Source organism: Komagataeibacter xylinus, from assembly GCF_031081985.1.
Lineage (GTDB): Bacteria > Pseudomonadota > Alphaproteobacteria > Acetobacterales > Acetobacteraceae > Komagataeibacter > Komagataeibacter xylinus_E.
In genome coordinates this window covers 245,388-270,409 of the sequence record NZ_JARWSK010000002.1, presented here as the reverse complement: position 1 = coordinate 270,409, position 25,022 = coordinate 245,388, and the positions used below count along the sequence as shown (strand labels likewise).

The window sequence follows — 25,022 nt, the reverse complement described above, 5'->3', positions numbered from 1 at the left end:
GCCGCCATCGCTCCATGCCGTCCGAGGCGCTGCCATCATACGTTCCAATGTCCGGCCCGCCTGCATTGCGGCAGTCAACGGACAGGGTTTGTCTGGATGTTCAATTATTTTCGCAAGGAAATGGAATGGGGCGGTCGCCCGCTGGTGCTGGAAACGGGCAAGGTTGCCCGTCAGGCCGATGGCGCGGTGGTCGTAACCTATGGCGACACGGTGGTGCTGTGCACGGCCGTTGGCGCCAAAAGCGTCAAGCCGGGGCAGGACTTCTTCCCGCTTACGGTCAACTACCAGGAAAAGGCCTACGCAGCGGGCAAGATCCCCGGTGGCTTCTTCAAGCGTGAAGGCCGCCCGAGCGAGGCCGAGGTGCTGAACTCGCGCCTGATCGACCGCCCGCTGCGCCCGCTCTTCCCCGAGAACTTCCGCAATGAAGTTCAGGTCGTGGCCACCGTGCTCAGCCACGACATGGAAAATGATCCCGCCGTCGTGGCGCTGATCGGCTGCTCGGCGGCACTCACGCTGTCCGGTATCCCGTTCTTCGGCCCGGTGGGTGCGGCCCGCGTTGGCTATTCCGATGGCAAATACGTGCTGAACCCGACCATCTCGCAGCTCAAGGACAGCGCGCTTGACCTGGTCGTGGCCGGCACCGCCGAAGGCGTGCTGATGGTCGAGTCCGAGGCGGTCGAACTGTCCGAGGACGTGATGCTCGGCGCCGTGACGTTTGGCCACGAAGCCTTCCAGCCGGTGATCGACCTGATCATCGACCTCGCCGAAGATGCGGCCAAGGCCCCGTGGGACCTCGCCGAGCCGACGGCAGAGGAAATCAAGCTGCGCAAGAAGGTGGACAAGGTCGGTCGCGCCCTGATCGCCGAGGCCTACAAGGAACGCGCCAAGCAGGTGCGCTACAAGAAGGTCGCCGCCGCCCGTGAGGCGATCCTCGCCAAGATCGGCGAGGCCGAGGCCGACGCCGCCAAGCCGATGATCAAGGACCTCGAGGCCGACGTGGTGCGCACCGAGGTGCTCGACACCGGCTACCGCATCGATGGCCGCGACCTTGAGACGATCCGCCCGATCGTGTCCGAGGTTGGCATCCTGCCGCGCGCGCATGGCTCCGCCCTGTTCACCCGTGGCGAGACGCAGGCCCTTGTGGTCGCGACCCTTGGCACCGGTCAGGACGAGCAGATCGTGGACGCGCTGGAAGGCGAGTACCGCAACAACTTCATGCTGCACTACAACTTCCCCCCGTTCTCGGTGGGTGAGTGCGGGCGCATGGGCTCGCCGGGCCGCCGTGAAATCGGCCATGGCAAGCTGGCATGGCGTGCCATCCACCCGCTGCTGCCGGGCAAGGACACCTTCCCGTACACCATGCGCGTGGTGTCCGAGATCACGGAAAGCAATGGCTCCTCCTCCATGGCGACGGTGTGCGGCACCTCGCTTGCGCTGATGGATGCGGGCGTGCCGCTCAAGCGTCCGGTGGCCGGTATCGCCATGGGCCTGATCAAGGAAGAGGACGACTTCGCGGTTCTGTCCGACATCCTGGGCGATGAAGATCACCTTGGCGACATGGACTTCAAGGTGGCGGGCACCGAGCAGGGCGTGACCGCGCTGCAGATGGACATCAAGATCACGTCCATCACGCCCGAGATCATGAAGATCGCGCTGGGCCAGGCCCGCAATGGCCGCATGCACATCCTGGGCGAGATGGCCAAGGCGCTGACCGAAGGCCGCACGGATGTTTCCTCCTCCGCGCCGAAGATCACCACGATCTCCGTGCCGAAGGAAAAGATCCGTGATGTGATCGGCCAGGGCGGTAAAGTCATTCGTGAGATCGTTGAATATTCGGGTGCGAAGATCGATATCAACGATGACGGCACGATCATGATCGCCGCATCCTCCGACGATCAGGCCGAAAAAGCCATCGAGCGGATCCGTGGCATCGTGGCTGAACCCGAAGTGGGCCACATCTACAACGGCAAGGTGGTCAAGACCGCCGATTTCGGGGCGTTCGTCAACTTCCTCGGCCCGCGTGATGGCCTGGTGCACATCTCCGAGCTGGCACAGGGCCGCGTCTCCAAGACGACGGACGTGGTCAAGCAGGGCGACGAGGTGAAGGTGAAGGTTCTGGGCTTTGATGACCGCGGCAAGGTGAAGCTGTCCATGCGCGTGGTTGATCAGGAGACCGGTGCCGACATCACCGAGACCGTGGGCGCCAAGCCCGGCCGTGCTCCCGCCGCACGCTAAGCGCGCGGTTCCGGCCTATAACACCCCGGCCATCAAGGCGCGCCTGCCGGGCGCCCTCGTGGCCGGGTAGACACATGACGATGGAATGGTGATGAAGCCGATCAATGCGATCCGTATGGGCGGGACGGATATTCTGCCCCTGGTCGAGGGGGGGAAGGGCGTCTCGATCTCGACCGGCGTTTCCGCCGGGCACTGGGCGGCAGCCGGGGGGGCGGGCACGGTCTCGATCGTGAACGCCGATTCCTATGATGCGGACGGCAACATCGTGCCGCAGATCTATCACGGCAAGACCCGGCGCGAGCGGCATGAGGAACTGGTCGACTACGCCATTCGTGGCGGCATCGCCCAGGCCCGGATCGCGCACGAGATTGCCGGTGGCAAGGGCCGCATCCACGCCAATATCCTGTGGGAAATGGGCGGGGCGGAGCGGGTCATCAATGGCGTGCTCGAAGGGGCGCCGGGCCTCATCCAGGGCCTGACCTGTGGCGCGGGCATGCCGTACCGCCTGTCGGACATCGCGGCGAAATTCGGCATTCATTACTATCCCATCGTCTCCTCCGCCCGCGCCTTCAACGCCCTGTGGCGGCGGTCATATCACAAGACCGGCGAACTGCTTGGCGCGGTGGTGTATGAAGACCCGTGGCGGGCAGGCGGCCATAATGGCCTGTCCAACACCGAGAACCCGCTGGCGCCGGAAGACCCGTTCCCCCGCGTGCTGGCGCTGCGCAAGCAGATGCGGGCCTTCGGGCTGGATGAGACCCCCATCATCATGGCCGGTGGCGTGTGGTGGCTGGAGGAATGGCAGGACTGGATCGACAACCCCGAACTCGGGCCGATCGTGTTCCAGTTTGGCACCCGCCCGCTGCTCACGCAGGAAAGCCCGATTCCGCAGGCATGGAAAGACCGCCTGCTGACGCTGAAGAAGGGGGATGTGTTCCTCAACCGCTTCTCGCCTACGGGTTTCTATTCCTCCGCCGTCAATAACAGCTTCCTGCGCGAGCTGCGCGGGCGCTCGGAGCGCCAGATCCCGTTCTCGCCCGAAGCCCTTGGCGAGCACACCATGGCGCTGGCCATTGGCGCGCGCGGGCGGCAGGTGTTCGTTACCCCCGCTGACGGGCAGCGTGCCCATCTGTGGATGGAAGAAGGCCACACCGAGGCCATGCGCACGCCGGACAACACGCTGGTGTTCGTCTCGCCCGAACGCGCGCGTGAAATCCTGACCGATCAGGGGGCCTGCATGGGCTGCCTGTCGGAGTGCCGCTTTTCCAACTGGTCGCAGAAGCCGCCTGCCTATTCCAACGGGCACAAGGCGGACCCGCGTTCCTACTGCATCCAGAAAACCCTTCAGGATGCAGCCCACGCCCATGGGCCGGACCAGGCCGAGGTGATCGACCACAACCTCATGTTTGGCGGCACCAATGCGTGGCGGTTCGCCACCGACCCGTTCTATGCCAACGGCTTTGTGCCCACCGTGGCGCAACTGCTCGAGCGGATCATGACCGGGCGCTGAGCCTGATCGGATCACGAAAAAAGGCCGGTGCCCGAAAGGGACCGGCCTTTTTCAATGAAGACGTTTTTGGTGAAGCTTTTTCCAAAAAGCTTCGAAAAGAACGCCGCCTTTTTGAAAAAAGGCGGCACCCGGAAACTTTTATCCTTCTGTCTTGGGCAGGCAGGCCTCGCTGAACAGCGCGAAGGCCAGGCCGCGATGGCTGATGGCGTTCTTTTCGGCGTCCGTCATGTCGGCAAAGCTGCGCGTGCCGGTGCCGGGGGCGAAAAGCGGGTCGTAGCCATGCCCGTTGGTGCCATGTGGTGGCCAGATGACGTGGCCATCAATCCGACCCTCGAAGGTTTCGGTGCGGCCATCAGGCCAGGCCAGGCACAGCACGGAAATGAACCACGCGCTGCGATCGGGGTTGTCGCCCATCTGCTCATGGATGCGGCGCATGGCGTCGGGGTAGTCCTTGGAAGGACCAGCCCAGCGGGCCGAGAAAATGCCCGGCGCGCCACCGAGGGCCGCGACACAGAAGCCGGAATCATCGGCCAGCGCGGGCAGGTTGGCCGCTTTTGCCGCAGCGATGGCCTTGATGGCGGCATTGCCCGCAAAGCTGTCCGCCGTCTCGTCCGGTTCGGGCAGCGACAGGTCGCCCGCGGAAATGACGCGGATGCCATAGCCGCCCAGCAGGGCCGCGAATTCGGCAATCTTGCCCCTGTTATGCGTGGCAAGCACCAGCGTATCGCCACGGTTGAGGTGGGGGAGGGTCATGATGCAAGCGCCTCATTCACGGTTACGGTCTGGATATGGAACAGTTCGGCGGTGCCGGTGCGGGCCAGGCGCATGAGCGTGTTGAACTGTGCCTCGGTAAAGGGATCTTTTTCCGCCGTGCCCTGAATCTCAACAATGCCGCCATCGGCGGTCAGGACAAAGTTGGCGTCGGCGCTGGCATTGCTGTCTTCATCATAGTCAAGGTCGAGCACGGCGCCAGCCTCGGTCAGCCCGCAGGATATGGCCGCGACCTGCCCCTTGAGCGGCACGGCAGGCAGCCTGCCCTCACGCACCAGCTTTTCCAGTGCGAGGCGCAGCGCGATCCACGCGCCGGTAATGGCCGCACACCGCGTGCCCCCATCGGCGTTCAGTACGTCGCAATCCACCGTGATCGAGATCTCGCCCAGCGCCTTGAGGTCCACCACGGCGCGCAGCGCGCGGGCGATCAGGCGCTGGATTTCGAGCGTGCGGCCGCTCTGCTTGCCGCGCGCCGCCTCGCGCGGGCCACGGTTATGGGTGGCGCGGGGCAGCATGCCGTATTCCGCCGTGACCCAGCCCTGCCCCTTGCCACGCAGGAAGGAGGGCACGCGCGGCTCGACACTGGCGGCGCACAGCACCTCGGTGCCGCCCATGCGGATCAGGGCAGAGCCTTCCGCATGGCGGGCAAAGCCGGTCTGGATGAAGACGGGACGCAGCGCGTCGGGGGCGCGGCCGGATGGGCGCATGGGGCAACTCCGCAAGGTGAGGGGGCGGCATAGCGCGCAATCCGCCCCTATTTCCAGTCCTGCGTGGGCACAGGCGTGCGGTATCTGTTATGATGGGGGCTTGCGGATGACTGCGTGCAAAGGAGGCATGGCGATGGAAACCCGATCACCGGTATCGCAGCCGGCCCTGCTGTCCGGGCTTGATGCGCGTTCCGCCGCGATCCTGCGCGAGATCGTGGAACAGTATGTGGAAACGGGCGAGCCGATGGGCTCGCGCACCCTGTCGCAGCGCCTGCCGCTCTCGCTCTCGCCCGCCACGATTCGCAACGTCATGGCCGACCTGACCGATGCGGGGCTGCTGTTCTCGCCCCATGCCTCGGCAGGCCGCCTGCCCACCGAGAAGGGCGTGCGGCTGTTTGTCGATGGCCTACTGCAGTTTGGCAGCCTGAGCGAGGAGGAGCGTGAAAGCATCGCGGGCACGCTCGATGTGAAGGGCCGCTCGCTGGAGGACATGCTGGCGCAGGCCTCGTCCATGCTCTCGGGCCTGTCCTCGGCGGCGGGGCTGGTCATGGCGCCCAAGAGCGATTCCTCCACCATCAAGCATATCGAGTTCGTGGCCCTTGGCCCGGGGCGCGCGCTGGTCATTCTGGTCAGCGCGGATGGGCAGGTTGAAAACCGCGTGATCGAAACGCCGCCGGGCCTGCCGCCCTCGGCGCTGGTGGAGGCAGGCAATTACCTCAACGCCCACCTGTCGGGCCAGACGCTCGACCGCCTGCGCGAGACGGTCAGCACCGACATGACCGCCAACCGCAACGAACTCGACCACCTCACGGCAGGCGTGGTGGCCAGTGGCCTTGCCACATGGAGCGATGCCGAGGAGCGCGGCGGCACGCTGTTCATTCGCGGGCAGGGCCGGCTTCTGGCCGATGTGACTGAGATCGAGCGCCTGACCACTATCCAGATGCTGTTCGAGCGGCTGGAAACGCAGGAGACCATGCTGCGCCTGCTCGACCTTGCGCGGGAATCGGAAGGGGTGCGCATCTTCATCGGGGCCGAAAGCGGGCTGTTCGGCATGGCGGGCATGTCGGTGGTGGTCGCCCCCGCGCGCACCGACAGCAACCGCATCGTGGGCGCGATTGGCGTGATCGGCCCCACCCGCATCAATTATGGCCGCATCATCCCGGTGGTGGACTACACCGCGCGCGTGATTGGCCGCCTGCTGGGCTGAACTGCGGCATCTTCATGCAACCGTGCCCACCCCGCGCCCTTATGGTGGGCAGACCGCAACCGCATGCCCGCCGCACAGGCGCGGGCGTGCCCGTCACGCAGGGAGAAAGCCATGTTCACGCCTGATGCACGCCAGTCCGGGTCCTTCATGATCGGGGGCGATATCGAGGTCACACGGCTCGGCTTCGGGGCCATGCGTATTACCGGGCCGGGCATATGGGGGGAGCCTGCCGACCGGGCGAAGGCGCTCGCCACGCTGAAGCGCCTGCCCGAACTCGGCATCAATCTTGTCGATACCGCCGATGCCTATGGCCCGGAGGTGAGCGAAAACCTCATCCGCGAGGCGCTGCACCCCTATGAGGGTATGCTGATTGCCACCAAGGGCGGCCATACGCGCCACGGGCCGGATATCTGGAAGCCCGTCGGCAACCCCGATTACCTGCGCCAGTGCGTGCTGATGAGCCTGCGCAGGCTGGGGGTGGAGCGTATTGACCTGTGGCAGTTGCACCGCGTGGGGGCCGACTGCACGCCCGAGCGGCAGTTCGAGGCCATTGCCGCCATGCGCGCGCAGGGGCTGATCCGCCATGTGGGGCTGTCGGAGGTCACGGTGGAAATGATCGAGCGCGCGCGGCTGTATTTCCCGGTCGCGACGGTGCAGAACCGCTTCAACCTCGTCAACCGCTATTCGGAGGATGTGCTGGACTACTGCACGCGCGAGAATATCGGCTTCATTCCATGGGCGCCGCTTGCGGCGGGCGGGTTGACCAAGGGCGATACCGTGCTCACGCGGCTTGCGGGCGAGAAAGGCGTGCAGCCCGGCCAGATCGCGCTGGCGTGGCTGTTGCGCCGCGCGCCGGTCATGCTGCCCATTCCCGGCACGTCCAGCCCCGAGCATGTGGCCGATAATGCCGCCGCCGCCGCGATTGAGCTCAGCGATGAGGAATTCCGCCAGCTTGACAATGATGGCCGGGCCGAATGGGCCAGCCGCAACGCGGGCTGAACCCGGCCGGGCGGATCGGGGGCGACGGCAGCGCGGGACAATGCTAGACAGGGGCCTTGCGACACATAACAGCCCTTTTCTTTCCTTATTGGACACCGGATGACGCTTGCTGACGGATCAGGCCGCGATGGCCGGATGGATGGACCCTCCCGCCCCGGTGGGGGTGGCCCGCGCCGCCCGCGCTACCGCATGGTGCGCTGGCTGGCGGGCACCACGCTGGCGGTGCTGCTGCTGGGCAGCGGCGGCGCGGGCATTGTGGGCTGGTACGAATATGAGCGCCTGAGCGAGGGTCTGCCCACGGTTGATGGCCTGCGCACCTACCAGCCTCCCGTCATGAGCCGCCTGTATTCCGGTGATGACCAGGTGATGGCCGAGCTCGCCGCCGAGCGGCGCATCTTCGTGCCCTACAGCGCCATACCCGAGCGCGTGCGCAGCGCCTTCCTGGCCGCCGAGGACCAGAAATTCTTCACCCATGGCGGCGTGGACCCGCTGGCCATCCTGCGTGCCGGCATCACCGACATGATGATGCATGGCACCAAGCACCGCCCCATCGGCGCCTCGACCATCACGCAGCAGGTCGCGCGCATCATGCTGCTGGGGTCGAATGCGGTGTCCATCGACCGCAAGATCAAGGAAGCGCTGCTGGCCATGCGCCTCGAGCAGACGCTGAGCAAGGAGCAGATCCTCGAGATCTACCTCAACGAGATCTATCTGGGCGAGGGCGCGTACGGCATCGGCGCCGCCGCCCAGACCTATTTCAACAAGCCGCTCGACCAGCTTGACAATGCCGAGGCCGCTTTCCTTGGCGCGCTGCCCAAATCGCCCACCAACTACAACCCGCACCGTTACGTGCAGGCGGCGACCAACCGGCGCAACTGGGTGCTCGACCGTATGGCCGACCTCAAGGTGATTACGCCCGAGGAGGCACGCGCGGCCCAGCTTGAACCCCTCGTGCCCGCCAACTTCACCCGCCCCGGCCCCGTGCCCGGCTCGGAATGGTTTGCCGAGGAAGTGCGCCGCGAACTGATCGAGCGCTACGGCATCGGCACCACCATGGAGGGCGGGCTTTCGGTCCATACCTCGCTGGATTCGCACCTGCAGCAGGTGGCTACCGGCGCATTGCGTGAGGGGCTGCTGCGCTATGACCGCGCCCATGGCGGCTGGCGGGGCGCGTTCGCGCATGTTGATGCTGCCGATGCGCAGGGCGACTGGGCCAATGCGCTCGCGCATGTTACGGCGCCTGCCGCCATGCTGGAGCAGTGGCGGGTGGCCGTGGTGCTGTCGGCCGCTACGGGCCGGGTGGGCTGGCTTGAGGGGCGCGACCCCGTCATGCCCCATACCGGCGCGGTGCTGGCGCGTGACATGGCGTGGATGCGCACCGGCAAGGGCGTGCAGACGGGCGATGTGGTGCTGGTCGAGCCCCAGGCCGATGGCAGCGGCGTCGCCATCCGTCAGGTGCCGCGCGTGGAGGGGGCGCTTGCCACCATCGACGTGCGCACCGGGCGCGTGCTGGCGATGGTGGGGGGGTGGTCGTTCCGCGAATCGCAGTTCAACCGCGCCATTCAGGCCGCGCGCCAGCCGGGGTCCTCGTTCAAGCCGTTCGTCTATCTGGCGGCGATGGAGCAGGGGATCTCGCCTTCGCAGAAATTCGATGATTCCCCGGTCAGCTACGGCGAGTGGCACCCCAACAACTACGAGAAGGATTTCTGGGGGCCCACGACCCTGCATGACGCGCTGCGCGAATCGCGCAACCTCGTCACCATCCGCCTTGCCGCCCAGATCGGCATGAAGCCGGTGGCCAGCCTCGCGCAGGGGCTTGGCCTCGTGCATTCCATGCCGCTGGTGCTGCCCGCGGCCCTCGGCGCGGTGGAGACCACCGTGATGAAGGAGGCAGGCGCCTACGCCACCATCGCCAATGGCGGCAGGCTGGTAACACCTTCCCTGATCGATGACATCAAGGACCGCAACGGCAACGTGGTGTGGCGGTCCGAAGGGGTTGCGTGGCAGCCCGGCAGCACGCCAGCCGATGGCCCGCAGGTGGCCGATACGCGCCCGCAGGTCGTCTCCGCCACCAGCGCGGCCCAGATCGTGGCCATGATGCAGGACGTGGTGCGCCGGGGCACGGGCGTGCGCGCGGGCGCTGGCATCGACCGGCCCATCGCGGGCAAGACCGGCACCAGCCAGGACTTCAATGATGCGTGGTTCGCGGGTTTCTCGCCCGATCTGGTTACGGTGGTGTGGATCGGGTTCGACACGCCGCAGTCGCTGGGCAAGAACGAGACCGGCGGCGTGATTGCAGGCCCGATCTGGAACCAGGTGATGAAGGCGGCGCTCGCCACCCGCCCGCGCCTCGACTTCCGCGTGCCTGATGGCGTGCAGCTTGCCCGTTACGATACCGGCATGGGAATCGCAATCGACGCCTTCAAGCCCGGCCAGGTGCCCGGTGAGAGCGTGGATCTTGGCGCAGGCTCCGGCATGGCCCTGACGGCGGCGGATACGGGGGCGGAGAACATGCCCGATTCCGAGAACGACATGGCCACGATGCCGGCCAGCCCCAGCGCCCTGCCTGATGGCAGCACATCGGCTGGCCACCCTGCGGCACCGGCGGCAGCACCCGTTCCGCAGCCTTCCGGGGGTGACATTGGCATGGGCGGGCTGTATTGACGCCGTTTATGGCCGGGCGTGCCATGGCGCATGCCCGTACTGTTGACCGTTGAGCAAGGAGCAAGCCCATGTCTGCCGAGACAGAGGCCCTGAACGACCAGATCAAGCAGTCGGTGGCGCTGCTGAGGAGGCATCTTTGACTGGGATGTCGCAATTGACCGCCTCGCGGAACTGAACAACCGGGCCGAAGACCCTGACCTGTGGAACGATTCGGACGCAGCGCAGAAACTCATGCGCGAGCGCACCATGCTGGCCAGCCAGATCGAGGGCGTGCAGCGGCTTGAAGCCGATGTGAACGACACGATCGAACTCGTTGAACTGGCCGAGATGGAAGGCGACGAGGCCGTGGTGGCCGAGGCGCTGGGCACCCTGCGCGCCCTGGCCGAGGAAGCCAAGCGCCGCGAGACCGAGAGCCTGCTCTCGGGCGAGGCGGACAGCAATGACTGCTACCTTGAGGTCAATGCTGGCGCAGGCGGCACCGAGGCGCAGGATTGGGCCGAGATGCTGCTGCGCATGTACACCCGCTGGGCCGAACAGCATGGCTACAAGGTGACCATGATGGAAAGCTCGGAGGGCGAGCAGGCAGGCATCAAGTCCGCCACCATCCAGGTCACCGGCCCCAACGCCTATGGCTGGCTCAAGACCGAGGCGGGCGTGCACCGGCTGGTCCGCATCTCACCGTTTGATGCCGCGGCAAGGCGGCAGACCTCGTTTGCCTCCGTGTGGGTGTACCCGGTGGTTGATGACTCGATCGAGATCGAGATCAACGAGGCCGACCTGCGTGTCGATACCTTCCGCGCCTCGGGTGCGGGTGGGCAGCACGTCAACAAGACGGAATCGGCCATCCGCATCACGCACATCCCCACCGGCATCGTGGTGGCGTGCCAGACCGACCGCTCGCAGCACCGCAACCGCGCCACCGCCATGACCATGCTCAAGGCGCGGATGTACGAGCAGGAACTCCAGCGCCGCGAGGCCGCCGCCGCCCAGACCGAGGCCAGCAAGACCGATATCGGCTGGGGGCACCAGATCCGCTCCTACGTGCTGGCCCCCTACCAGCTGGTCAAGGACCTGCGCACCAACGTCGAGAAAACCAACCCGGACGCGATTCTGGATGGCGATATCGATGACTTCATGGCAGCAGCCCTTGCCGCCCGCGTGGGGGCCACCCGCTCGGAAGCCAGCGCCCAGGCGCAGTAACGCCACAACCGGGGCGTGCAGGCAGGCAACCCCGTGGCCCAGGCCACGGGGTTTTTTCATGCCATGGGCGTTGGGCATTGTTCTGCCAAGAAAAAATTGTTTCGAATCTGTGTCATATGAAGCTTGACACAGCGCCCCTGAGCACGCCCAATTCCGCTCAGGGCAATTTGAACGGCAGGCCCGCGCGGGGTGCTGCGCAGGGGGCTGGACAGGAGCGGCATGTGGTCTGACGAAGTCATGGGAAAGGATTATGCCGCCAGGCAGCGACAGCGCACGCCGTACTGGCGCGTGGCGGGGGTGATCTTGCTGGTCCATGTCGTTGTCGTGTCGGCGCTGGCCTATGGGCTGCGGCCCAAGGCCAAGCCCATGTTTCCCGAGCCCTATCGCCCCCTGCCGCCGCTCGCGATCCGGATCATCCCCGAGCCGCCACCACCCGTGCCCCCCGCGCCGCCGCCCGTGCGCCCGGCCATGGTCGCGCCGGTGGTTCCGGTCATTCCCGCCCCGGTCATCGGGCGTGATAACCGGGTCCGTCAGCCGGAATTGTTCTGAAAACGATACATGTGGATTGATTTTCAGCGTCCGGACTGGTCAGATAACAGTCATCAAATGTGTTGCGGGCCAGAAGCATGGCCCTATTCGTCAGAGGATTTGAGGTAAATGACCCGACAGCATCGTAAACCAGTCATGGCGGCCGCGCTGCTGACCGCCTTTTCGGCACTGGCCTACGCCACGCCCGCCGCCGCCGCCGATAATCCCTACGGGCTGGGCGCGCTGTGGTCGAATGGTGACTTCATCGCCCGCACCGTGCTGATCATCATGGTCGTGATGTCTGTCGGGACATGGTACATCATGATCACCAAATTCCTCGAGCAGGCCCGCATGCTGAAGGCGGCGAAGGAAGTGAAGGCCAAGTTCTGGCCCGCGCATGACATCAAGGAGGGTGCTGCCCTGCTCGATACCGCATCGCCCTTCCGCTACATCGCCGATACCGGCATCACCGCTGCCGAGCACCATGAAGGCACGATGCAGGAGACGATCGACCTGTATTCCTGGACCACCATGTCCATCCAGCGCTCGGTGGACTTCATCCAGAACCGCCTGCAGGGCGGCCTTGCCTTCCTCGGCACGGTGGGGTCCACCTCGCCGTTCGTGGGTCTGTTCGGCACCGTCTGGGGCATCTATCACGCGCTGACCGCCATCGGCATCGCGGGGCAGGCCTCGATCGACAAGGTTGCAGGCCCGGTTGGTGAATCGCTGATTATGACCGCCATCGGCCTCGGCACCGCCGTGCCGGCCGTGCTCGGCTACAACATGCTCGTCCGCCGCAACAAGGGCGCGCTGGACGAGGTGCGCAACTTCGCGGCCGACGTGCAGTCCATCCTGATCGGCGGTTACCGCCATGAAACGCACGATCCGGCGGAATAAGACTGCCATCCGCGCGTAACCTGATTTCAACGTCACGGCGCGGCGGCTCCATCGAGCCGCCGCGCCAGCGGTCGGGGGCGGATTGAATGATGGGCCGCACGGGTCCATCGTGATGCCCTGGCCGATCATTCGGGCCATGACCCGTTCATGGAAGGACATCACAGTTGAAAAACATCACATCCAAATCGCTGTTCCGGCTGCGTGGCCGCCTGCTGGCCGGGGTCATGATGGCGCTGCCGGTGGCGGGCGTCCTGCCCATGCACGGCGCGCATGCGGCTGACCAGCTTGGCCAGAAGGTGGGCACGGCGCTGCAGAAGGCCCAGACCGACCTGGCCGCCAAGAAATACCCGCAGGCCATGGCCGATGTGGACGAAGCGGACGCCGTAAGCGGCAAGTCCGATTACGAATCCTACACCATTGCCCAGATGCGCGCCGCCGTGGCTGCCCAGTCGGGCAACGTGCCTGCCGCCATCTCGGCCTATGACAAGCTCATCGCCTCGCCCCGCACGCCTGCCGCCACCAAGGAGCAGATGGCGCTTGCCGAAGGCAGCATGGCCTTCACCGCCAAGGATTACCCCACCGCCGTTGCGGTGAGCGAGAAATACATCAAGGCGGGTGGCAAGAACCCGCAGATGCTGACCATCCTGATCCAGGCCTATTACCTGCAGCATGACTTCGCCAACGCGGCGCGCGTGCAGCAGGGCCAGATCGATGCCACCATCAAGGCGGGCGGCAAGCCCACCGAGAACCAGCTCCAGCTCCTTGCCGCCTGCCAGGCGCAGCTCAAGGACAACGCGGCGCTGACCAAGACCTACGTCATGCTCGCCACCTACTACCCCAAGCCCGATTACTGGGCGCAGGTGGTCCATTCCGTGCTGAGCAACCCCAACATGGCGCCGGGCCTGCGGCTTGACATCGACCGCGTGCGCCTTGAGTCCGGTCTGGTCAAGACCTCGGCCGAGTATATGGACATTACCGAACTGGCCATGCAGGCGGGCCTGCCCCAGCTTGCGCTCGACATCATCAACCAGGGCTATGCCAGCGGCGTGGTGGGGCATGACGCCTCGGCTCCCCGCAGCGAAAAGCTGAAGGCGATGGTGGCCCAGAATGCCGAGAGCACCAAGGCCAACCTCGATACGGCAGCCAGCCAGGCCGCAACCGGCAATGCCATGCTCACGGCAGGCTACAACTACGTGCTCAATGGCCAGGCTGACAAAGGCCTGGCGCTGATGCAGCAGGGCCTGGCCAAGGGGCCGACGGACATCAATATCGGTCGGCTGCATTATGGTCTGGCGCAGGCGGCAGCGGGCCAGAAGGCGGCTGCCATTACCACGTTCAACAGCGTGGAAGGCACCAATGGCGCGCGTGACATCGCGCAGTTCTGGGTGCTCAAGCTGAATGCCGCACCTGCCGCGCACTGATAACAAACAGAAGTTTCTGGTGAAGCTTTTTTTCAAAAAGCTTTGAAAGATGCCGCCTTTTTAAAAAAAGGCGGCACCCGGAAACTTCTTATCTTTTGCAGCTTGTCTGCCAGACGGGGCGCCGGGTCATCCGGCGCCCCGTTTGCATGTGTGGCAGACATTTTATGATATGATCGATGGCCTTATCCGCATGCCGCACGTTGGTTATGCTGGGTAATGTTGCATGTAAGGGCATTCCGCCTTGCCCCTGAACCGGAACATGGCCAAGAGAATGACACAGATACCCGCCACAGCCGATCTGCCCGCCCGCATCCTCGTGGTGGAAGACGATCCCGGCATGCGCACCCTGATCGTCCGCGCCCTGCAGGGCGATGGCTACCGCGTGCGCGGCGTGCAGGATGGGCCTGAAATGTGGGATGCGCTCAAGGCGCAGGCAGCCGACCTCATCATCCTTGACGTGATGCTGCCCGGCACCAACGGGCTGGACCTGTGCCGCAGCCTGCGCGTGCAGGCTGATCCCTCGGTGCCGGGCGAGGCTCCGTTGACGGAGGTACCGGTCATCATCGTTTCCGCCCGTGGCGAGGAGCTTGACCGCGTGCAGGGCCTCGAACTCGGTGCGGATGACTACGTGCCCAAGCCCTTTGGCCAGAAGGAACTGCTCGCCCGGGTGCGCGCGGTGCTGCGCAGGCGTGGGGGTGGCGTGACCACACCAAGTGCCGGGCGGCAGCGCAAGGAAACCGTGCGCTTCGGCGGCTGGATGCTCGACCTGCGGCGGCGTGAACTGACCGATCCCTCGGGCATGGCGGTCGAGATTTCGGGGGCGGAGCATGACCTGCTCACCAGCTTCCTTGACAACCCGCAGCGCGTGATCGGGCGTGACCGGCTGCTGGAGCTGTCACGCACGCGGCTGGGCGATGTGTCCGACCGCAGCGTGGATGTGCTGGTCAGCCGCCTGCGGCGCAAGCTTGGGCCGGATTCGGATGGGCTGATCCGCACCGTGCGCGGCATGGGCTATATCTTCACTGCCGAAGTGGAGCGGGTCTGAGGCCGCGCGCCGTGGCAGGGCAGGGAAGCGCACAGGCCGCGCGCGCGCCACAGGTTGCACGGCGCATCACGCTATGGCCGCGCGGGCTGGTCGGGCGCGTCATGTTCGTGCTGCTGGTTGCGGTGGCGCTCGTGTTCGTGGGCAGCTCGGTTTTCTATGAGGAGGCCGAGACCTACACCATAGATGACGCCCAGCTTGAACAGGTGGGCGAGCGGCTGGTGATCGACGCGCGCGTGCTGGCGGCAACGCCCACCTCGCAGCGCATGGTGCTCGCCGCCATGCTCTCCACCAGTGATCTTACGGTGGACTGGCGCACCCAGGGCCAGCAGGGCGCGCTCAAGGTCGAGCCGCCCTCGCTGCGCAAGCTGCATGACCGGCTGGCGGGCACGCTGCCGGTGCTGCAGGGCGATGCGCTCAACCTTGCAGGCACCATCATGGGCACGGCGGATGTGCGCGGCACGCTGCGCCTGCCCGATGGCAGCTACATGGGCTTCCTCGCCCCCGATATTCTTGAGCCGCACCATATGCGCCGCGGCCTCGTCTCGGCGGCCATCCTTGCGGGTGCCGTCATCGGGGCGACCGGCATGCTGGTGCGCGCGCTGAGTATGCCGCTGCGCGCCCTGGCCGATGTGGCCGATACGGTGGGGTCTGGCCGGTGGGTGCCTCTGGCCGACAAGGGCCCGCGTGAGGTGCGCTATCTCGCCCGCGCCATCAACGCCATGCAGGAGCGCATCAACCGCCTGATCGCCGACCGCACCGAGGCGCTGGCCGCCGTATCGCACGACCTGCGCACCCCGCTCGCCCGCCTGCGCCTGCGCGCGGGTTTTCTGGAGGATACGAACGCGCAGAAGGAGATCGAGGCCGACGTGACCGAGATGGAGGCCATGATTACCGGCGTGCTGGCCTATCTTTCGGGCGAGAAGGACCCCGAGCCCGCGCGTTCGGTCAATGTGGCCTCCATTCTGGCCACGCGCGTGGATGACGAGGCCGATCAGGGCCGGAACGTGACCTATGATGGCCCGGACCAGGCGCAGGCCATGGTCCGCCCGCTGGCGCTCAAGCGCGTGGTGGGCAACCTGATTGACAATGCCGTGAACTATGGCGGCAACGCCCATGTCAGCCTGACGCTGATGGAGGATGCTTTGTGCATCCGCGTGGAGGATAACGGCCCCGGCCTGCCCGAGGCCGAACTCGACCGGGTGACCACGCCATTCTACCGCGTTGAGGGCTCGCGCTCGCGCAGCACGGGCGGGCTGGGGCTGGGGCTGGCCATTGTCAGCCGCGAGGTGGCGCGTGGCGGCGGGCGGTTCAGGTTGTTCAACCGGCTGGAGGGCGGGTTGTGCGCGGAAATTGTCCTGCCACGCATGCCGTGATAGGCCACTGGGCATAAATGCACGCCGTGCGTGTGCGTGGGGTTGGATTTGCGCGCGGGTCGATCATATAACAGGACCCGGGAAGTACTTTTGCCTGTCCCCCCTTTCCCGTCATGTCTGGAAGACCGAGCAATGTTCATCGAAACGGAAGACACACCCAATCCCGCCACCCTGAAGTTCCTGCCCGGGCGCGAGATCATGGCCAGCGGGGCGACGGCTGACTTCATCAGCCCCGATTCCGTGGCGGGCCGCTCGCGCCTGGCCGAGCTGCTGTTCGACCTTGATGGCGTGGCCCGCGTCTTCTTTGGCAATGACTTCGTGGCCGTGACCCGCGCCGATGCCACCGAGTGGGAGGCCCTGCGCCCGCAGGTGCTCTCGGTGCTGGCCGATTACCTTGCCACCGAACAGCCCGTGGTGGAAAGCGAGGCCGTGGTGGTTGAAGACCTGATCGCGCCGGGGGATGAGGAAATCGTGCAGCAGATCAAGGAACTGCTCGACACCCGCGTGCGCCCCGCCGTGGCGGGTGATGGCGGTGACATCGTCTTCCGTGGCTACCGCGATGGCGTGGTGCGCTTGACCATGCAGGGTGCGTGCTCGGGCTGCCCGTCATCACGCGCCACCCTCAAGCACGGGGTCGAGAACATGCTGCGCCATTACGTGCCGGAAGTGGTATCGGTGGAGCAGGTAGAGGCCTGATCGGCAGGTCTTGCGCGTAAGCTTGGGAATGTTTCATGGCGCTTGATGACGCTGGGCTTGATCTTCTGTTCCGTAATGCACGCACGCCGGTGGCGTGGAATGACCGGCCCGTCGGCACCGATACGCTGCGCCAGCTTTATGATCTGGTGCGCCTTGGGCCGACATCGGGCAACTGCTGTCCTGCCCGCTTCGTGTTCCTGACCACGGAGGGCGCGCGCGAGAGCCTGCGCCCGGCACTCTCGGCGGGCAACGTGCAGCGCATGATGACCGCGCCGGTCACGGTGATCGTGGCGCATGACCCGCTGTTCTTCGAGCGCATGGATACGCTGAACCCGCAGGCCCATGTGCGCCAGTGGTTCGCCGCCGATGTGGGCCTGGCCGAGGAAACCGCCCAGCGCAACGGCACGCTGGAAGGCGGCTACATGATCATGGCCGCCCGCGCGCTGGGCCTGTCGGCGTTGCCGCTTTCAGGCTTCGATGCCGCCATGGTGGAAGACGCCTTCCTGGCCAATCAGGGCTGGCAGGCCAATTTCCTGCTCTGCCTTGGCTATAGCGACGGGCCGCCGCCCACGCCGCGCGCGCCGCGCCTGGGCTTTGATGATGCCTGCGTGATTGTCTGACCCATGCGCATTCTGGTCATGGATGGTGCCGCGACCGGGGCGCAGGCACAGGCTCTGATTGCCTGCCTGAGCGCCGATGCGGCGGGCCTGCCCGCACTTCTTGCCACCCGTATCGCCACCGGGCGTGGCGCTGCCGAGCAGTTTCCGCTGCTGGCCACCGAACTGTTCGCACAGTGTGGCTGGAGCCATGCCATGCCTGACCTTGCAGGCGTGGTGGTGGGGCCGGGGTCGTTTACGGGGCTGCGGGCCTCGCTTGCATTTGCGCACGGGCTGGCGGCGGGTGCGGGTTGCACGGTGGTGGGCGTGACCGGGGGCGAGGTCATGGCCCCGGCCCTGCATGCCGCCGCCGACGCGCTGGGGGCTACGGCCCTGCATTGCACCATGGCCCGTCGGGGCCGCGTATTTATTGAAACGCCAGGCGCGCCGTCAGCGCTTGGGCAGGTCCGCGCCTGCATGCTTGATGCGCTCGACCTGCCGCCAGGCCCCCTGCTGCTGGCAGGCAACGGGGCGCAGGCCATCATGGAGGCTGCAGGTCCGCGAGGTGACATGCACCTGCTGCCCGATGCGCCACCCGACCCGCAGGCCATTGCGGTTGCCGCCCTGCTGCGCCTGCATGGGCGTCTGCCCCCCCGCGCGGCCCAGCCGCTTTATGTCGATGCGCCGGAAGCCCGGCTGCCGGCTGCGGGCCTGCGGCCAGCCCCCGTTACCCCATGACGGACGCCGCCGCGCTGACAGGGCAGGCCGCGCTGCTGGCCCGCATTCACGCGGCCGCTTTCACCCCCGTGCACCGGTGGGACGCGCAGGCCATGGCGGCCCTGCTGGCCATGCCCGGTGTGTTCGTGCTGTTTGCGCAGGGTAAAAATGTTCCCCCCACGGCTGGTTTCATCATGGCGCGCGCCCTGTTTGATGAAGCCGAGATCCTGACCTTTGCCGTGGACCCTGCCTGGCAGGGGCAGGGCATCGGGCGCGACCTGCTGGCGCGGTGCGTCAAAGAGGCCGTGCGGGCTGGGGCGGCCCATATGTTCCTGGAGGTGGCGGATGACAACGTGGCCGCACTGGGGCTGTACCATGCGGCGGGATTCGCTGTGGTGGGGGTGCGGCGGCGCTATTACCCCGATGGCACCGATGCGTGTGTCATGAAGCGGGAGATTTGAGCACGGTCAGCCGGTGGGTTATGCCATCTGTTTCTGTCTGTATTTCTTCCACGACATGACCAAGCAGCTTCAGACTGCGCGAAACATTGTCCAGCGGACCCGCTCCACGCAGGCGGACAAGCAGTTTTTCCCCGGCTGGAAGTCTGTCAAGGGCCAGACGCGTGTGCACGAAAGTCATGGGGCACACTTCATGGGTGATATCCAGTTTGACCATTTCTATATCAGACATATTACCATGAAACCTCTGTTGTGACCGGTTGCGATCCTTCTGGAATTATTTATATAGGATGCATCATTATTCCAGAGTGACAGGATCAGATTAATGGCTGATGCAGCGGCAGAAGTTGAAGTGCGCGAACTCGCTGCCGAAATCGTTTCGGCATATGTCTCGCGCAATGAAATCGACGCGGAGACCCTTCCCGGTCTGATTCATCAGGTCTATGAGGCTGTTGCCTCCCTCGGGCGTGCCGAGCCCGTGCCCGAGAAGCCGGTGCCCGCGGTGCCGCTCAAGAAGTCCGTCTTCCCCGACTACATCGTCTGCCTCGAGGACGGGAAGAAGCTCAAGATGCTCAAGCGGCACCTCAAGACCGCCTATAACATGACGCCCGATGAATATCGCGAGCGCTGGGGCCTGCCGCATGACTACCCCATGGTGGCGCCAAGCTACGCCAGCCACCGCTCCACCCTGGCCCGCCAGATCGGGCTCGGCACGAAACGCGAGGACTGACTCCGTGCCGGGTGGTCATATGGACAGGTATCGGCCTGATCGGCTACGTCCATAGGTATGGCAACAGATCGTAACGGATTACTGACGCGCATCGAGCGCATGTGCATGGAGCGCGGCCTGAAGATGACGGGCCAGCGCCGTGTCATCGCGCGCGTGCTGTCCGAGGCCCATGACCACCCGGATGTGGAGGAACTCTACCGCCGTGCCTCCGCACTTGACGGGCGCATATCGGTTGCCACGGTGTACCGCACCGTTCGCCTGCTGGAAGAAAACGGCATTCTCGAACGCCGTGACTTTGGCGGTGGCCGCGCGCGCTACGAGGCCACGGAGGAAGGTGACCACTACCACCTGATCGACGTGGAAAGCGGGCAGGTTGTTGAGTTCACCCATGCCGCCCATGCCGAACTGCTGCGTCAGATCACGGCTTCCCTCGGGTTCGAGCTGGTGTCCCATCGGCTGGAACTGTTTGCGCGCAGGCTGCCCGACGTGGCACAAGAACAGACGGACCATACGGTGCAAACGGAGCAGAAGGGCGGGTCACGGCCTTGAGTATCGAGAAAACCATACAGTCCCTTTCCACTCTGGACCTCGAGCGCAACGGTTTCCCCGAATTGCGGGGGGGAAACCTTGGCGTCAGGATCGCCGCGACGGATGAAGAGCGCGATGCCGCCCAGGCGCTGCGCTACCGTGTGTTCTATGAGGAAATGGGTGCTCGCCCCGATTCCCGTACCGCCCGGCTGAAGCGGGACGTGGACGAATTCGATGAATATGCCGATCACCTTCTGGTGATCGACCATGCCATCTCATCGGGTGCGAAGGGCGTTGTGGGCACCTATCGGCTCATGCAGGGCGATGCCGCGAAGAAGCTGGGCAAATTCTATACATCGGGCGAATACGACATCTCGCGCCTGACCGAGTTTCCCGGTCGGCTGCTTGAGGTGGGGCGGTCGTGCGTGGACCAGAACTATCGCGGTCGCGCGGCCATGCAACTGCTGTGGCGCGGCATTGCCTCTTACATTTTCCTGCATCGCATTGACGTGCTGTTCGGCTGCGCGAGCCTGCCGGGCACCAACCCCGATGCGCTGTCCGATGAACTGACCTACCTGTATCACAACCACCTTGCCCCGCCCGCGCTGCGCATCAGCGCCGTGCCGGAGCGCCGGGTGGAAATGCTGCGCTCCGACCCGCAGACCCTCGACCATCGCCGCTCGCTCGCGCGCCTGCCGCCCCTGATCAAGGGTTACCTGCGGCTTGGGGGCTATGTGGGTGATGGCGCGGTGATTGATGAACAGTTCAACACCATTGATGTGGCCGTGCTCGTCAAGAGCGAACTGCTCGCTGACAAGTATTACCGCCATTACGAGCGCCGCCTGCGTGACGCGCTGGACTAGGCGCGTCCGCCCCCACGGCGCGGGTCGCGGCGCTGCATGAACTTCCTTCTTGATCTGTATATGAGGCTGTCGCGCCAGCATGGATGGCGCGCGGACCTTGTCATGGTGCTGGCGGGCGGGCTGTACGCGCTGGGCTTTCCGCCCGTGCATGCGGTCGTGGTGCTGCCGGTGGCCTTCTGCCTGCTGGCGCTGGCCATTGATCAGGCGGCTGGCTGGAAAGAGGCCGCGCGGCGGGGCTTCATGTTCGCCATGGGGCTGTACACCGTGGGCCTGTACTGGCTCATGTATGCCATCCTGATCCGGGCAGATGATTTCTGGTGGCTGGTGCCACTGGCCTCGCCGGGCTGCGCGGTCATTCTGGCACCGCTCAGCGCGTTCTCGGCCGGGGTGAGCCGCCTTGTGCCGCGCGGCACCGGGCGGCTGGTGGTGCTGGCGGCGTTGTGGACGCTGACGGACATGGCGCGGGTTTACGTGTTCAGTGGCTTCCCGTGGAATCCGCCCGGCAGCGTGTGGGCGTTTCCGGGTCTTGCAGGGGACATCATGCTCCAGCCCGCCGCATGGATCGGGGTGGACGGGCTGACACTGCTGACCTGCCTGCTCGCGCTTGCGCCGCTTTATGGCCGCACGGGGCGCCTGGCCTGCGCGGGTGTGCTGGTGGCATGGGTGGCTAGTGGCGCGCTGCGCATTGCCAGCATCCATGACACCTATGGCCATAATCCCGAGGTGGTGCTGGTGCAGGGCAACGTGCCCGAGACCGAGAAAATATCACGCGACTCCGATGTGGCGGTGTTCCGGCGCTATCTGGAGCTGACGCATGCGGGCGTGCAGGCGGGCCTGCGCGAGGCGGATGGCAGGCCGGTGGTGTTTGCGTGGCCGGAATCGGCCTTTCCCGGCCTGCTTTTGGAAGATGATATCGCGCGCCCCATGATCATGCGGGCGGGGCAGGGGGCGGCAGCGGGTGTAATCGGCACGCTGCGCTGGCTGGAGGCGGACAGGCACTGGCGCAACAGCATGGTGGCCCTGCTGCCTGATGGCCAGCCCGCCCCCCCCTATGACAAGGCGCATCTGGTGCCGTTTGGCGAATACCAGCCCGCGTTCCTGCCTTTTCATGTCGTGCCGGGAGATGGGCTGACCCCCGGCCCCGGCGTGCAGACCTGGCACCTGCCGGGTGTTGCCCCGGTGGGGCCGCTGATCTGCTACGAGGTGATTTTTTCGGGGCAGGTAGTTGACCCGCATGACCGCCCTACTTGGCTGCTCAACAGCACCAATGACGCCTGGTATGGCAACAGCGCCGGCCCCCGCCAGCACCTTGCCGCCGTGCGCATCCGCGCGGTGGAGGAGGGCCTGCCGGTGGCGCGCGCTGCCAATACCGGCATTTCAGCCATTTTTGACGGGCGCGGCCACGAACTGGCCCGGCTGGGATGGGACCGGCAGGGCGTGCTGGTCCATGCGTTGCCTGATGCGCTGCCCGGCACGTTTTTTGGTCATTATGGCCGCCTGGTGCCCCTGTTTCTGGTTGGGGCAACGGGGCTTGCCGGGTTGTTGTGGCGGCGGTCAGGGTTTAAAGAAGGTTCTGGAATACCTCTTTAGGATAAACCCATTCTTTATTTATGCATTCAAAATGCATGAATATTTTCCTAATTTTCCGCCGCCTGTCGCGGTGGGGAAGTTTTATGCATGCCTGCCCTGTTTGGGCGCAGACAGCGCAGGAAATAGCGTATGTATTGTAGTCGGGCTTGCTTTAAAAAAGATTAATGCCCGACCATCCTATGGTGGGTATCTGCACGTTCCAGCGGTTTGCACCGTGTGAGACAGGAAAGGTAAGGCTATTACTGTGATCGGGAAAATGTCTGCTGCGTCCAACCCGGTGGATGTGCATGTTGGCAACCGTATCCGCCTGCGCCGTACCCTGCTTGGCATGTCACAGGAGCGGTTGGGCAATGCCCTTGGCCTCACATTCCAGCAGGTGCAGAAATACGAGCGCGGTCGCAACCGTGTTGGCGCATCGCGACTATATGACCTTGCCTGCGTGCTCGATGTGCCGGTGGCCTTCTTTTTTGATGGCCTGCCCGATCGTGGCATGGAGCAGGACGCGGATGTGGTGGGTGAAGCCGCAGGCATGGCCGAGTCCACAGCCTGCGTGGCCCCGATTGCTGGCGTGAAGGAAGAGGGCAGGGCGGAGACGCCCGTCGATGATCTCGCCCTGCTGTCGCGCCGCGAGACGATCGACCTGGTGCGCGCCTATTACGGCATCGAGGATAGCGGCACGCGCCGCCGCGTGCTCGACCTTGTGCGCTCCATGGGCGCGTAAGGGCCACCTATTCCCGCCGCAATACCTGATCGGTCATGAAGGAGGCGATTTTGCCTGCGCGGAAGTCATGGCGCAGGCGGTCTTCGTCATATTCCGTGCGCACCCAGTCCATGAAGGGCATGCGCCCTTCCGCTTCCGCCTGATAGCGCAGGAAGAAGGCGTCGAGCACGCCGGTGCGTGATGAATTGAAATGCCCGTTCTTCCATGAAAGCTGGCGCAGCGCCTGCTGCGCCGTGCCACCTTCGAACAGGATGACCAGCCCGGCTGCAAGTCCGGTGCGGTCAGCGCCTGACTTGCAGTGCATGAGCATGGGAAAGCGGATATCATCGCGGTAGATGCGCTCGAAGCGTTCGATGCGGTCGCGGTGGGGGGCGTTGCGGCTTTCAAACGCCATGTCGATATGGCGCAGCCCAAGGGCATGCGCCGCCTCGCGTGATAGCGCATCGGAGCCGCATTTGCGGTGGCCGCGCAGGTTGACCAGCGTTTTCAGGCCCAGCCTGCGCGTGGCCAGGCGCAGGCGCCACGGGGTCGGGTGGTTGCAGCGATAGACCCGGCCGGGAATGACCGTGCGGAAGTTGGTCCAGGTCTGGCGCAGGATGGCATGGTCAACAAACAGGCTGTCGATCCATGCGCGGCTCCGGCCAGCGGGGGTGGACAGGTTTCCCTCAAACACCGGCCTTAGTCCTTTCAAACGGGTGGAGACGAAAAAAGCGCTGGATTTTTCACATCCAGCGCTTTCCGCGTCAATCACGAATGAAACAGAAGGCCGCTTACGCCTTGCGTTCGAGCTGCAGTTCCTTGATCCGGCCAATCGCCTTGGCGGGGTTCAGGCCCTTGGGGCAGGTCTGGGTGCAGTTCATGATCGTGCGGCAGGCATAGAGCTTGAGCGGATCTTCCAGCGCATCAAGCCGGTCGCCCGCATGCTCGTCGCGGCTGTCGGCAATCCAGCGATAGGCTGCCAGCAGCGTTGCCGGGCCGAGGTAGCGATCGCCATTCCACCAGTAGGACGGGCACGAGGTGGAGCAGCAGAAGCACAGGATGCACTCCCACATGCCATCAAGCTCGGCGCGTTCCTCGATGCTCTGGCGGCGCTCGGAATCGGGCGGCGGCGCGGTGTCGGATTTCAGCCACGGGTCGATCGAGCGCAGCTGGGCATAGGCGCCATCAAGGTCGGGCACCAGATCCTTGATGACCGGCATGTGCGGCAGCGGGTAGATCGCAACATCACCCTCGATGTCGCGGATGGGCTTGAGGCAGGCCAGCGTGTTCTCGCCCGCGATGTTCATCGCGCACGACCCGCAGATGCCCTCGCGGCACGAGCGGCGGAAGGTGAGCGTGGAGTCCACATCGTTCTTGATGTGGATCAGCGCATCGAGCACCATCGGGCCGATCTTGTCGAGGTCGATCTCGTAGGTATCGACCACGGGGTTGCTGTCATCATCCGGGCTCCAGCGATAGATCCGGAAGTTCTTGACATTGGAGGCACCGGGAGCGGCCGTGAAAATGCGGCCTTTGCCCACCGTGCTGTTCTTTGGCAGTCTGAATTCGACCATCGTCTCGTTCCTT

The 25,022-nt window shown here is 65.2% G+C and carries 24 protein-coding genes and 1 pseudogene; 20 read left to right on the top strand and 5 right to left on the bottom strand.

The features are described from left to right. Positions 1 to 96: 96 nt before the first annotated feature. Together pnp and QEG70_RS05035 are read left to right on the top strand one after the other, a co-directional pair. On the top strand, positions 97 to 2,235 hold the full coding sequence (gene pnp, locus QEG70_RS05040; RefSeq protein WP_308719665.1) for a polyribonucleotide nucleotidyltransferase: 2,139 nt from the start codon (positions 97 to 99) through the stop codon (positions 2,233 to 2,235). Between the two features lie 91 nt (positions 2,236 to 2,326). Beyond that, entirely contained in the window at positions 2,327 to 3,745 is a 1,419-nt protein-coding gene (locus QEG70_RS05035; protein WP_308719664.1) for an NAD(P)H-dependent flavin oxidoreductase, read from the top strand. A 138-nt stretch (positions 3,746 to 3,883) separates the two neighbouring features. Here the strand turns inward: QEG70_RS05035 and rdgB are convergent, their stop codons facing one another. Continuing rightward, positions 3,884 to 4,498 carry an RdgB/HAM1 family non-canonical purine NTP pyrophosphatase gene (gene rdgB / locus QEG70_RS05030; RefSeq protein ID WP_308719663.1) on the bottom strand — a complete coding sequence of 205 codons (615 nt, stop codon included), beginning with the start codon at positions 4,496 to 4,498 and terminating at the stop codon, positions 3,884 to 3,886. Beyond that, entirely contained in the window at positions 4,495 to 5,223 is a 729-nt protein-coding gene (rph, locus tag QEG70_RS05025; RefSeq protein ID WP_308719662.1) for a ribonuclease PH, read from the bottom strand. Before rph ends, rdgB begins: the two co-directional genes overlap by 4 nt. Positions 5,224 to 5,350: 127 nt before the next feature. Between rph and hrcA the strand changes: the two genes are divergently transcribed. From hrcA to rimI, 13 genes and pseudogenes are all read left to right on the top strand, one after another. Continuing rightward, positions 5,351 to 6,430 carry a heat-inducible transcriptional repressor HrcA gene (hrcA, locus tag QEG70_RS05020; RefSeq protein WP_110569668.1) on the top strand — a complete coding sequence of 360 codons (1,080 nt, stop codon included), beginning with the start codon at positions 5,351 to 5,353 and terminating at the stop codon, positions 6,428 to 6,430. 111 nt (positions 6,431 to 6,541) lie between these two features. Then, the gene (locus tag QEG70_RS05015; protein WP_308719661.1) at positions 6,542 to 7,429 is read left to right on the top strand and encodes an aldo/keto reductase; all 888 of its coding nucleotides are present in this window, start codon (positions 6,542 to 6,544) and stop codon (positions 7,427 to 7,429) included. Between the two features lie 99 nt (positions 7,430 to 7,528). Then, entirely contained in the window at positions 7,529 to 10,093 is a 2,565-nt protein-coding gene (locus QEG70_RS05010) for a penicillin-binding protein 1A (protein ID WP_374762545.1), read from the top strand. Positions 10,094 to 10,161: 68 nt separating this feature from the next. Beyond that, a protein-coding gene (gene prfB / locus QEG70_RS05005; protein ID WP_159261277.1) for a peptide chain release factor 2 occupies positions 10,162 to 11,293 on the top strand; the annotation gives its coding sequence in 2 pieces (ribosomal slippage) (positions 10,162 to 10,230 and positions 10,232 to 11,293; 1,131 coding nt in all). Between the two features lie 219 nt (positions 11,294 to 11,512). Further along, positions 11,513 to 11,842, top strand: a complete 330-nt coding sequence (locus QEG70_RS05000) for a hypothetical protein (protein WP_308719659.1) — start codon at positions 11,513 to 11,515, stop codon at positions 11,840 to 11,842. Positions 11,843 to 11,950: 108 nt separating this feature from the next. Then, the gene (locus QEG70_RS04995) at positions 11,951 to 12,718 is read left to right on the top strand and encodes a MotA/TolQ/ExbB proton channel family protein (protein ID WP_308719658.1); all 768 of its coding nucleotides are present in this window, start codon (positions 11,951 to 11,953) and stop codon (positions 12,716 to 12,718) included. Positions 12,719 to 12,830: 112 nt separating this feature from the next. Further along, positions 12,831 to 14,139: pseudogene (locus QEG70_RS04990) on the top strand (tetratricopeptide repeat protein). Positions 14,140 to 14,410: 271 nt separating this feature from the next. Then, positions 14,411 to 15,184: a response regulator gene (locus QEG70_RS04985; protein WP_308719657.1), complete on the top strand. Its 774-nt coding sequence runs from the start codon at positions 14,411 to 14,413 to the stop codon at positions 15,182 to 15,184. A 101-nt stretch (positions 15,185 to 15,285) separates the two neighbouring features. Continuing rightward, positions 15,286 to 16,557 carry an ATP-binding protein gene (locus tag QEG70_RS04980; RefSeq protein WP_308719860.1) on the top strand — a complete coding sequence of 424 codons (1,272 nt, stop codon included), beginning with the start codon at positions 15,286 to 15,288 and terminating at the stop codon, positions 16,555 to 16,557. A 132-nt stretch (positions 16,558 to 16,689) separates the two neighbouring features. Continuing rightward, positions 16,690 to 17,253: a NifU family protein gene (locus tag QEG70_RS04975; protein ID WP_308719656.1), complete on the top strand. Its 564-nt coding sequence runs from the start codon at positions 16,690 to 16,692 to the stop codon at positions 17,251 to 17,253. Between the two features lie 35 nt (positions 17,254 to 17,288). Beyond that, positions 17,289 to 17,873 (top strand): malonic semialdehyde reductase, encoded by a 585-nt coding sequence (locus tag QEG70_RS04970; protein WP_308719655.1) that lies wholly within the window; start codon positions 17,289 to 17,291, stop codon positions 17,871 to 17,873. A gap of 3 nt (positions 17,874 to 17,876) precedes the next feature. Continuing rightward, on the top strand, positions 17,877 to 18,587 hold the full coding sequence (gene tsaB / locus QEG70_RS04965) for a tRNA (adenosine(37)-N6)-threonylcarbamoyltransferase complex dimerization subunit type 1 TsaB (RefSeq protein WP_308719654.1): 711 nt from the start codon (positions 17,877 to 17,879) through the stop codon (positions 18,585 to 18,587). After that, entirely contained in the window at positions 18,584 to 19,027 is a 444-nt protein-coding gene (gene rimI, locus QEG70_RS04960) for a ribosomal protein S18-alanine N-acetyltransferase (RefSeq protein WP_308719653.1), read from the top strand. The genes tsaB and rimI overlap by 4 nt, the downstream gene beginning before the upstream one ends. Here rimI and QEG70_RS04955 read toward each other — a convergent pair. Further along, positions 19,008 to 19,256, bottom strand: a complete 249-nt coding sequence (locus tag QEG70_RS04955) for a sulfurtransferase TusA family protein (protein WP_061274383.1) — start codon at positions 19,254 to 19,256, stop codon at positions 19,008 to 19,010. The genes rimI and QEG70_RS04955 overlap by 20 nt on opposite strands. Before the next feature lie 93 nt (positions 19,257 to 19,349). Between QEG70_RS04955 and QEG70_RS04950 the strand changes: the two genes are divergently transcribed. The 5 genes from QEG70_RS04950 to QEG70_RS04930 all read left to right on the top strand — a co-directional run bounded on the left by QEG70_RS04950 (position 19,350) and on the right by QEG70_RS04930 (position 23,456). Further along, positions 19,350 to 19,754: a Ros/MucR family transcriptional regulator gene (locus tag QEG70_RS04950; RefSeq protein WP_308719652.1), complete on the top strand. Its 405-nt coding sequence runs from the start codon at positions 19,350 to 19,352 to the stop codon at positions 19,752 to 19,754. Between the two features lie 57 nt (positions 19,755 to 19,811). After that, positions 19,812 to 20,303 carry a Fur family transcriptional regulator gene (locus tag QEG70_RS04945; protein ID WP_308719651.1) on the top strand — a complete coding sequence of 164 codons (492 nt, stop codon included), beginning with the start codon at positions 19,812 to 19,814 and terminating at the stop codon, positions 20,301 to 20,303. After that, positions 20,300 to 21,145: a GNAT family N-acetyltransferase gene (locus QEG70_RS04940; protein ID WP_130732130.1), complete on the top strand. Its 846-nt coding sequence runs from the start codon at positions 20,300 to 20,302 to the stop codon at positions 21,143 to 21,145. The genes QEG70_RS04945 and QEG70_RS04940 overlap by 4 nt, the downstream gene beginning before the upstream one ends. 36 nt (positions 21,146 to 21,181) lie before the next feature. After that, positions 21,182 to 22,735: an apolipoprotein N-acyltransferase gene (lnt, locus tag QEG70_RS04935; protein WP_308719650.1), complete on the top strand. Its 1,554-nt coding sequence runs from the start codon at positions 21,182 to 21,184 to the stop codon at positions 22,733 to 22,735. 256 nt (positions 22,736 to 22,991) lie between these two features. Beyond that, positions 22,992 to 23,456, top strand: coding sequence for a helix-turn-helix domain-containing protein (locus QEG70_RS04930; protein ID WP_308719649.1), 465 nt, complete (start codon positions 22,992 to 22,994; stop codon positions 23,454 to 23,456). A 7-nt stretch (positions 23,457 to 23,463) separates the two neighbouring features. Here the strand turns inward: QEG70_RS04930 and QEG70_RS04925 are convergent, their stop codons facing one another. Both QEG70_RS04925 and QEG70_RS04920 read right to left on the bottom strand, forming a co-directional pair. Further along, on the bottom strand, positions 23,464 to 24,129 hold the full coding sequence (locus tag QEG70_RS04925) for a fused DSP-PTPase phosphatase/NAD kinase-like protein (RefSeq protein ID WP_308719648.1): 666 nt from the start codon (positions 24,127 to 24,129) through the stop codon (positions 23,464 to 23,466). Positions 24,130 to 24,226: 97 nt separating this feature from the next. Continuing rightward, entirely contained in the window at positions 24,227 to 25,009 is a 783-nt protein-coding gene (locus QEG70_RS04920; RefSeq protein WP_130731862.1) for a succinate dehydrogenase iron-sulfur subunit, read from the bottom strand. Positions 25,010 to 25,022: the final 13 nt, after the last annotated feature.

What these genes read in the sequence shown, in the direction of transcription:
- pnp (WP_308719665.1), top strand. Translation starts at nt 97, where the DNA reads ATGTTCAATTATTTTCGCAAGGAAATGGAATGGGGCGGTCGCCCGCTG.
- QEG70_RS05035 (WP_308719664.1), top strand. Translation starts at nt 2,327, where the DNA reads ATGAAGCCGATCAATGCGATCCGTATGGGCGGGACGGATATTCTGCCC.
- rdgB (WP_308719663.1), bottom strand. Translation starts at nt 4,498, where the DNA reads ATGACCCTCCCCCACCTCAACCGTGGCGATACGCTGGTGCTTGCCACG.
- rph (WP_308719662.1), bottom strand. Translation starts at nt 5,223, where the DNA reads ATGCGCCCATCCGGCCGCGCCCCCGACGCGCTGCGTCCCGTCTTCATC.
- hrcA (WP_110569668.1), top strand. Translation starts at nt 5,351, where the DNA reads ATGGCGATGGAAACCCGATCACCGGTATCGCAGCCGGCCCTGCTGTCC.
- QEG70_RS05015 (WP_308719661.1), top strand. Translation starts at nt 6,542, where the DNA reads ATGTTCACGCCTGATGCACGCCAGTCCGGGTCCTTCATGATCGGGGGC.
- QEG70_RS05010 (WP_374762545.1), top strand. Translation starts at nt 7,529, where the DNA reads ATGACGCTTGCTGACGGATCAGGCCGCGATGGCCGGATGGATGGACCC.
- QEG70_RS05000 (WP_308719659.1), top strand. Translation starts at nt 11,513, where the DNA reads ATGTGGTCTGACGAAGTCATGGGAAAGGATTATGCCGCCAGGCAGCGA.
- QEG70_RS04995 (WP_308719658.1), top strand. Translation starts at nt 11,951, where the DNA reads ATGACCCGACAGCATCGTAAACCAGTCATGGCGGCCGCGCTGCTGACC.
- QEG70_RS04985 (WP_308719657.1), top strand. Translation starts at nt 14,411, where the DNA reads ATGACACAGATACCCGCCACAGCCGATCTGCCCGCCCGCATCCTCGTG.
- QEG70_RS04980 (WP_308719860.1), top strand. Translation starts at nt 15,286, where the DNA reads ATGTTCGTGCTGCTGGTTGCGGTGGCGCTCGTGTTCGTGGGCAGCTCG.
- QEG70_RS04975 (WP_308719656.1), top strand. Translation starts at nt 16,690, where the DNA reads ATGTTCATCGAAACGGAAGACACACCCAATCCCGCCACCCTGAAGTTC.
- QEG70_RS04970 (WP_308719655.1), top strand. Translation starts at nt 17,289, where the DNA reads ATGGCGCTTGATGACGCTGGGCTTGATCTTCTGTTCCGTAATGCACGC.
- tsaB (WP_308719654.1), top strand. Translation starts at nt 17,877, where the DNA reads ATGCGCATTCTGGTCATGGATGGTGCCGCGACCGGGGCGCAGGCACAG.
- rimI (WP_308719653.1), top strand. Translation starts at nt 18,584, where the DNA reads ATGACGGACGCCGCCGCGCTGACAGGGCAGGCCGCGCTGCTGGCCCGC.
- QEG70_RS04955 (WP_061274383.1), bottom strand. Translation starts at nt 19,256, where the DNA reads ATGTCTGATATAGAAATGGTCAAACTGGATATCACCCATGAAGTGTGC.
- QEG70_RS04950 (WP_308719652.1), top strand. Translation starts at nt 19,350, where the DNA reads ATGGCTGATGCAGCGGCAGAAGTTGAAGTGCGCGAACTCGCTGCCGAA.
- QEG70_RS04945 (WP_308719651.1), top strand. Translation starts at nt 19,812, where the DNA reads ATGGCAACAGATCGTAACGGATTACTGACGCGCATCGAGCGCATGTGC.
- lnt (WP_308719650.1), top strand. Translation starts at nt 21,182, where the DNA reads ATGAACTTCCTTCTTGATCTGTATATGAGGCTGTCGCGCCAGCATGGA.
- QEG70_RS04930 (WP_308719649.1), top strand. Translation starts at nt 22,992, where the DNA reads ATGTCTGCTGCGTCCAACCCGGTGGATGTGCATGTTGGCAACCGTATC.
- QEG70_RS04920 (WP_130731862.1), bottom strand. Translation starts at nt 25,009, where the DNA reads ATGGTCGAATTCAGACTGCCAAAGAACAGCACGGTGGGCAAAGGCCGC.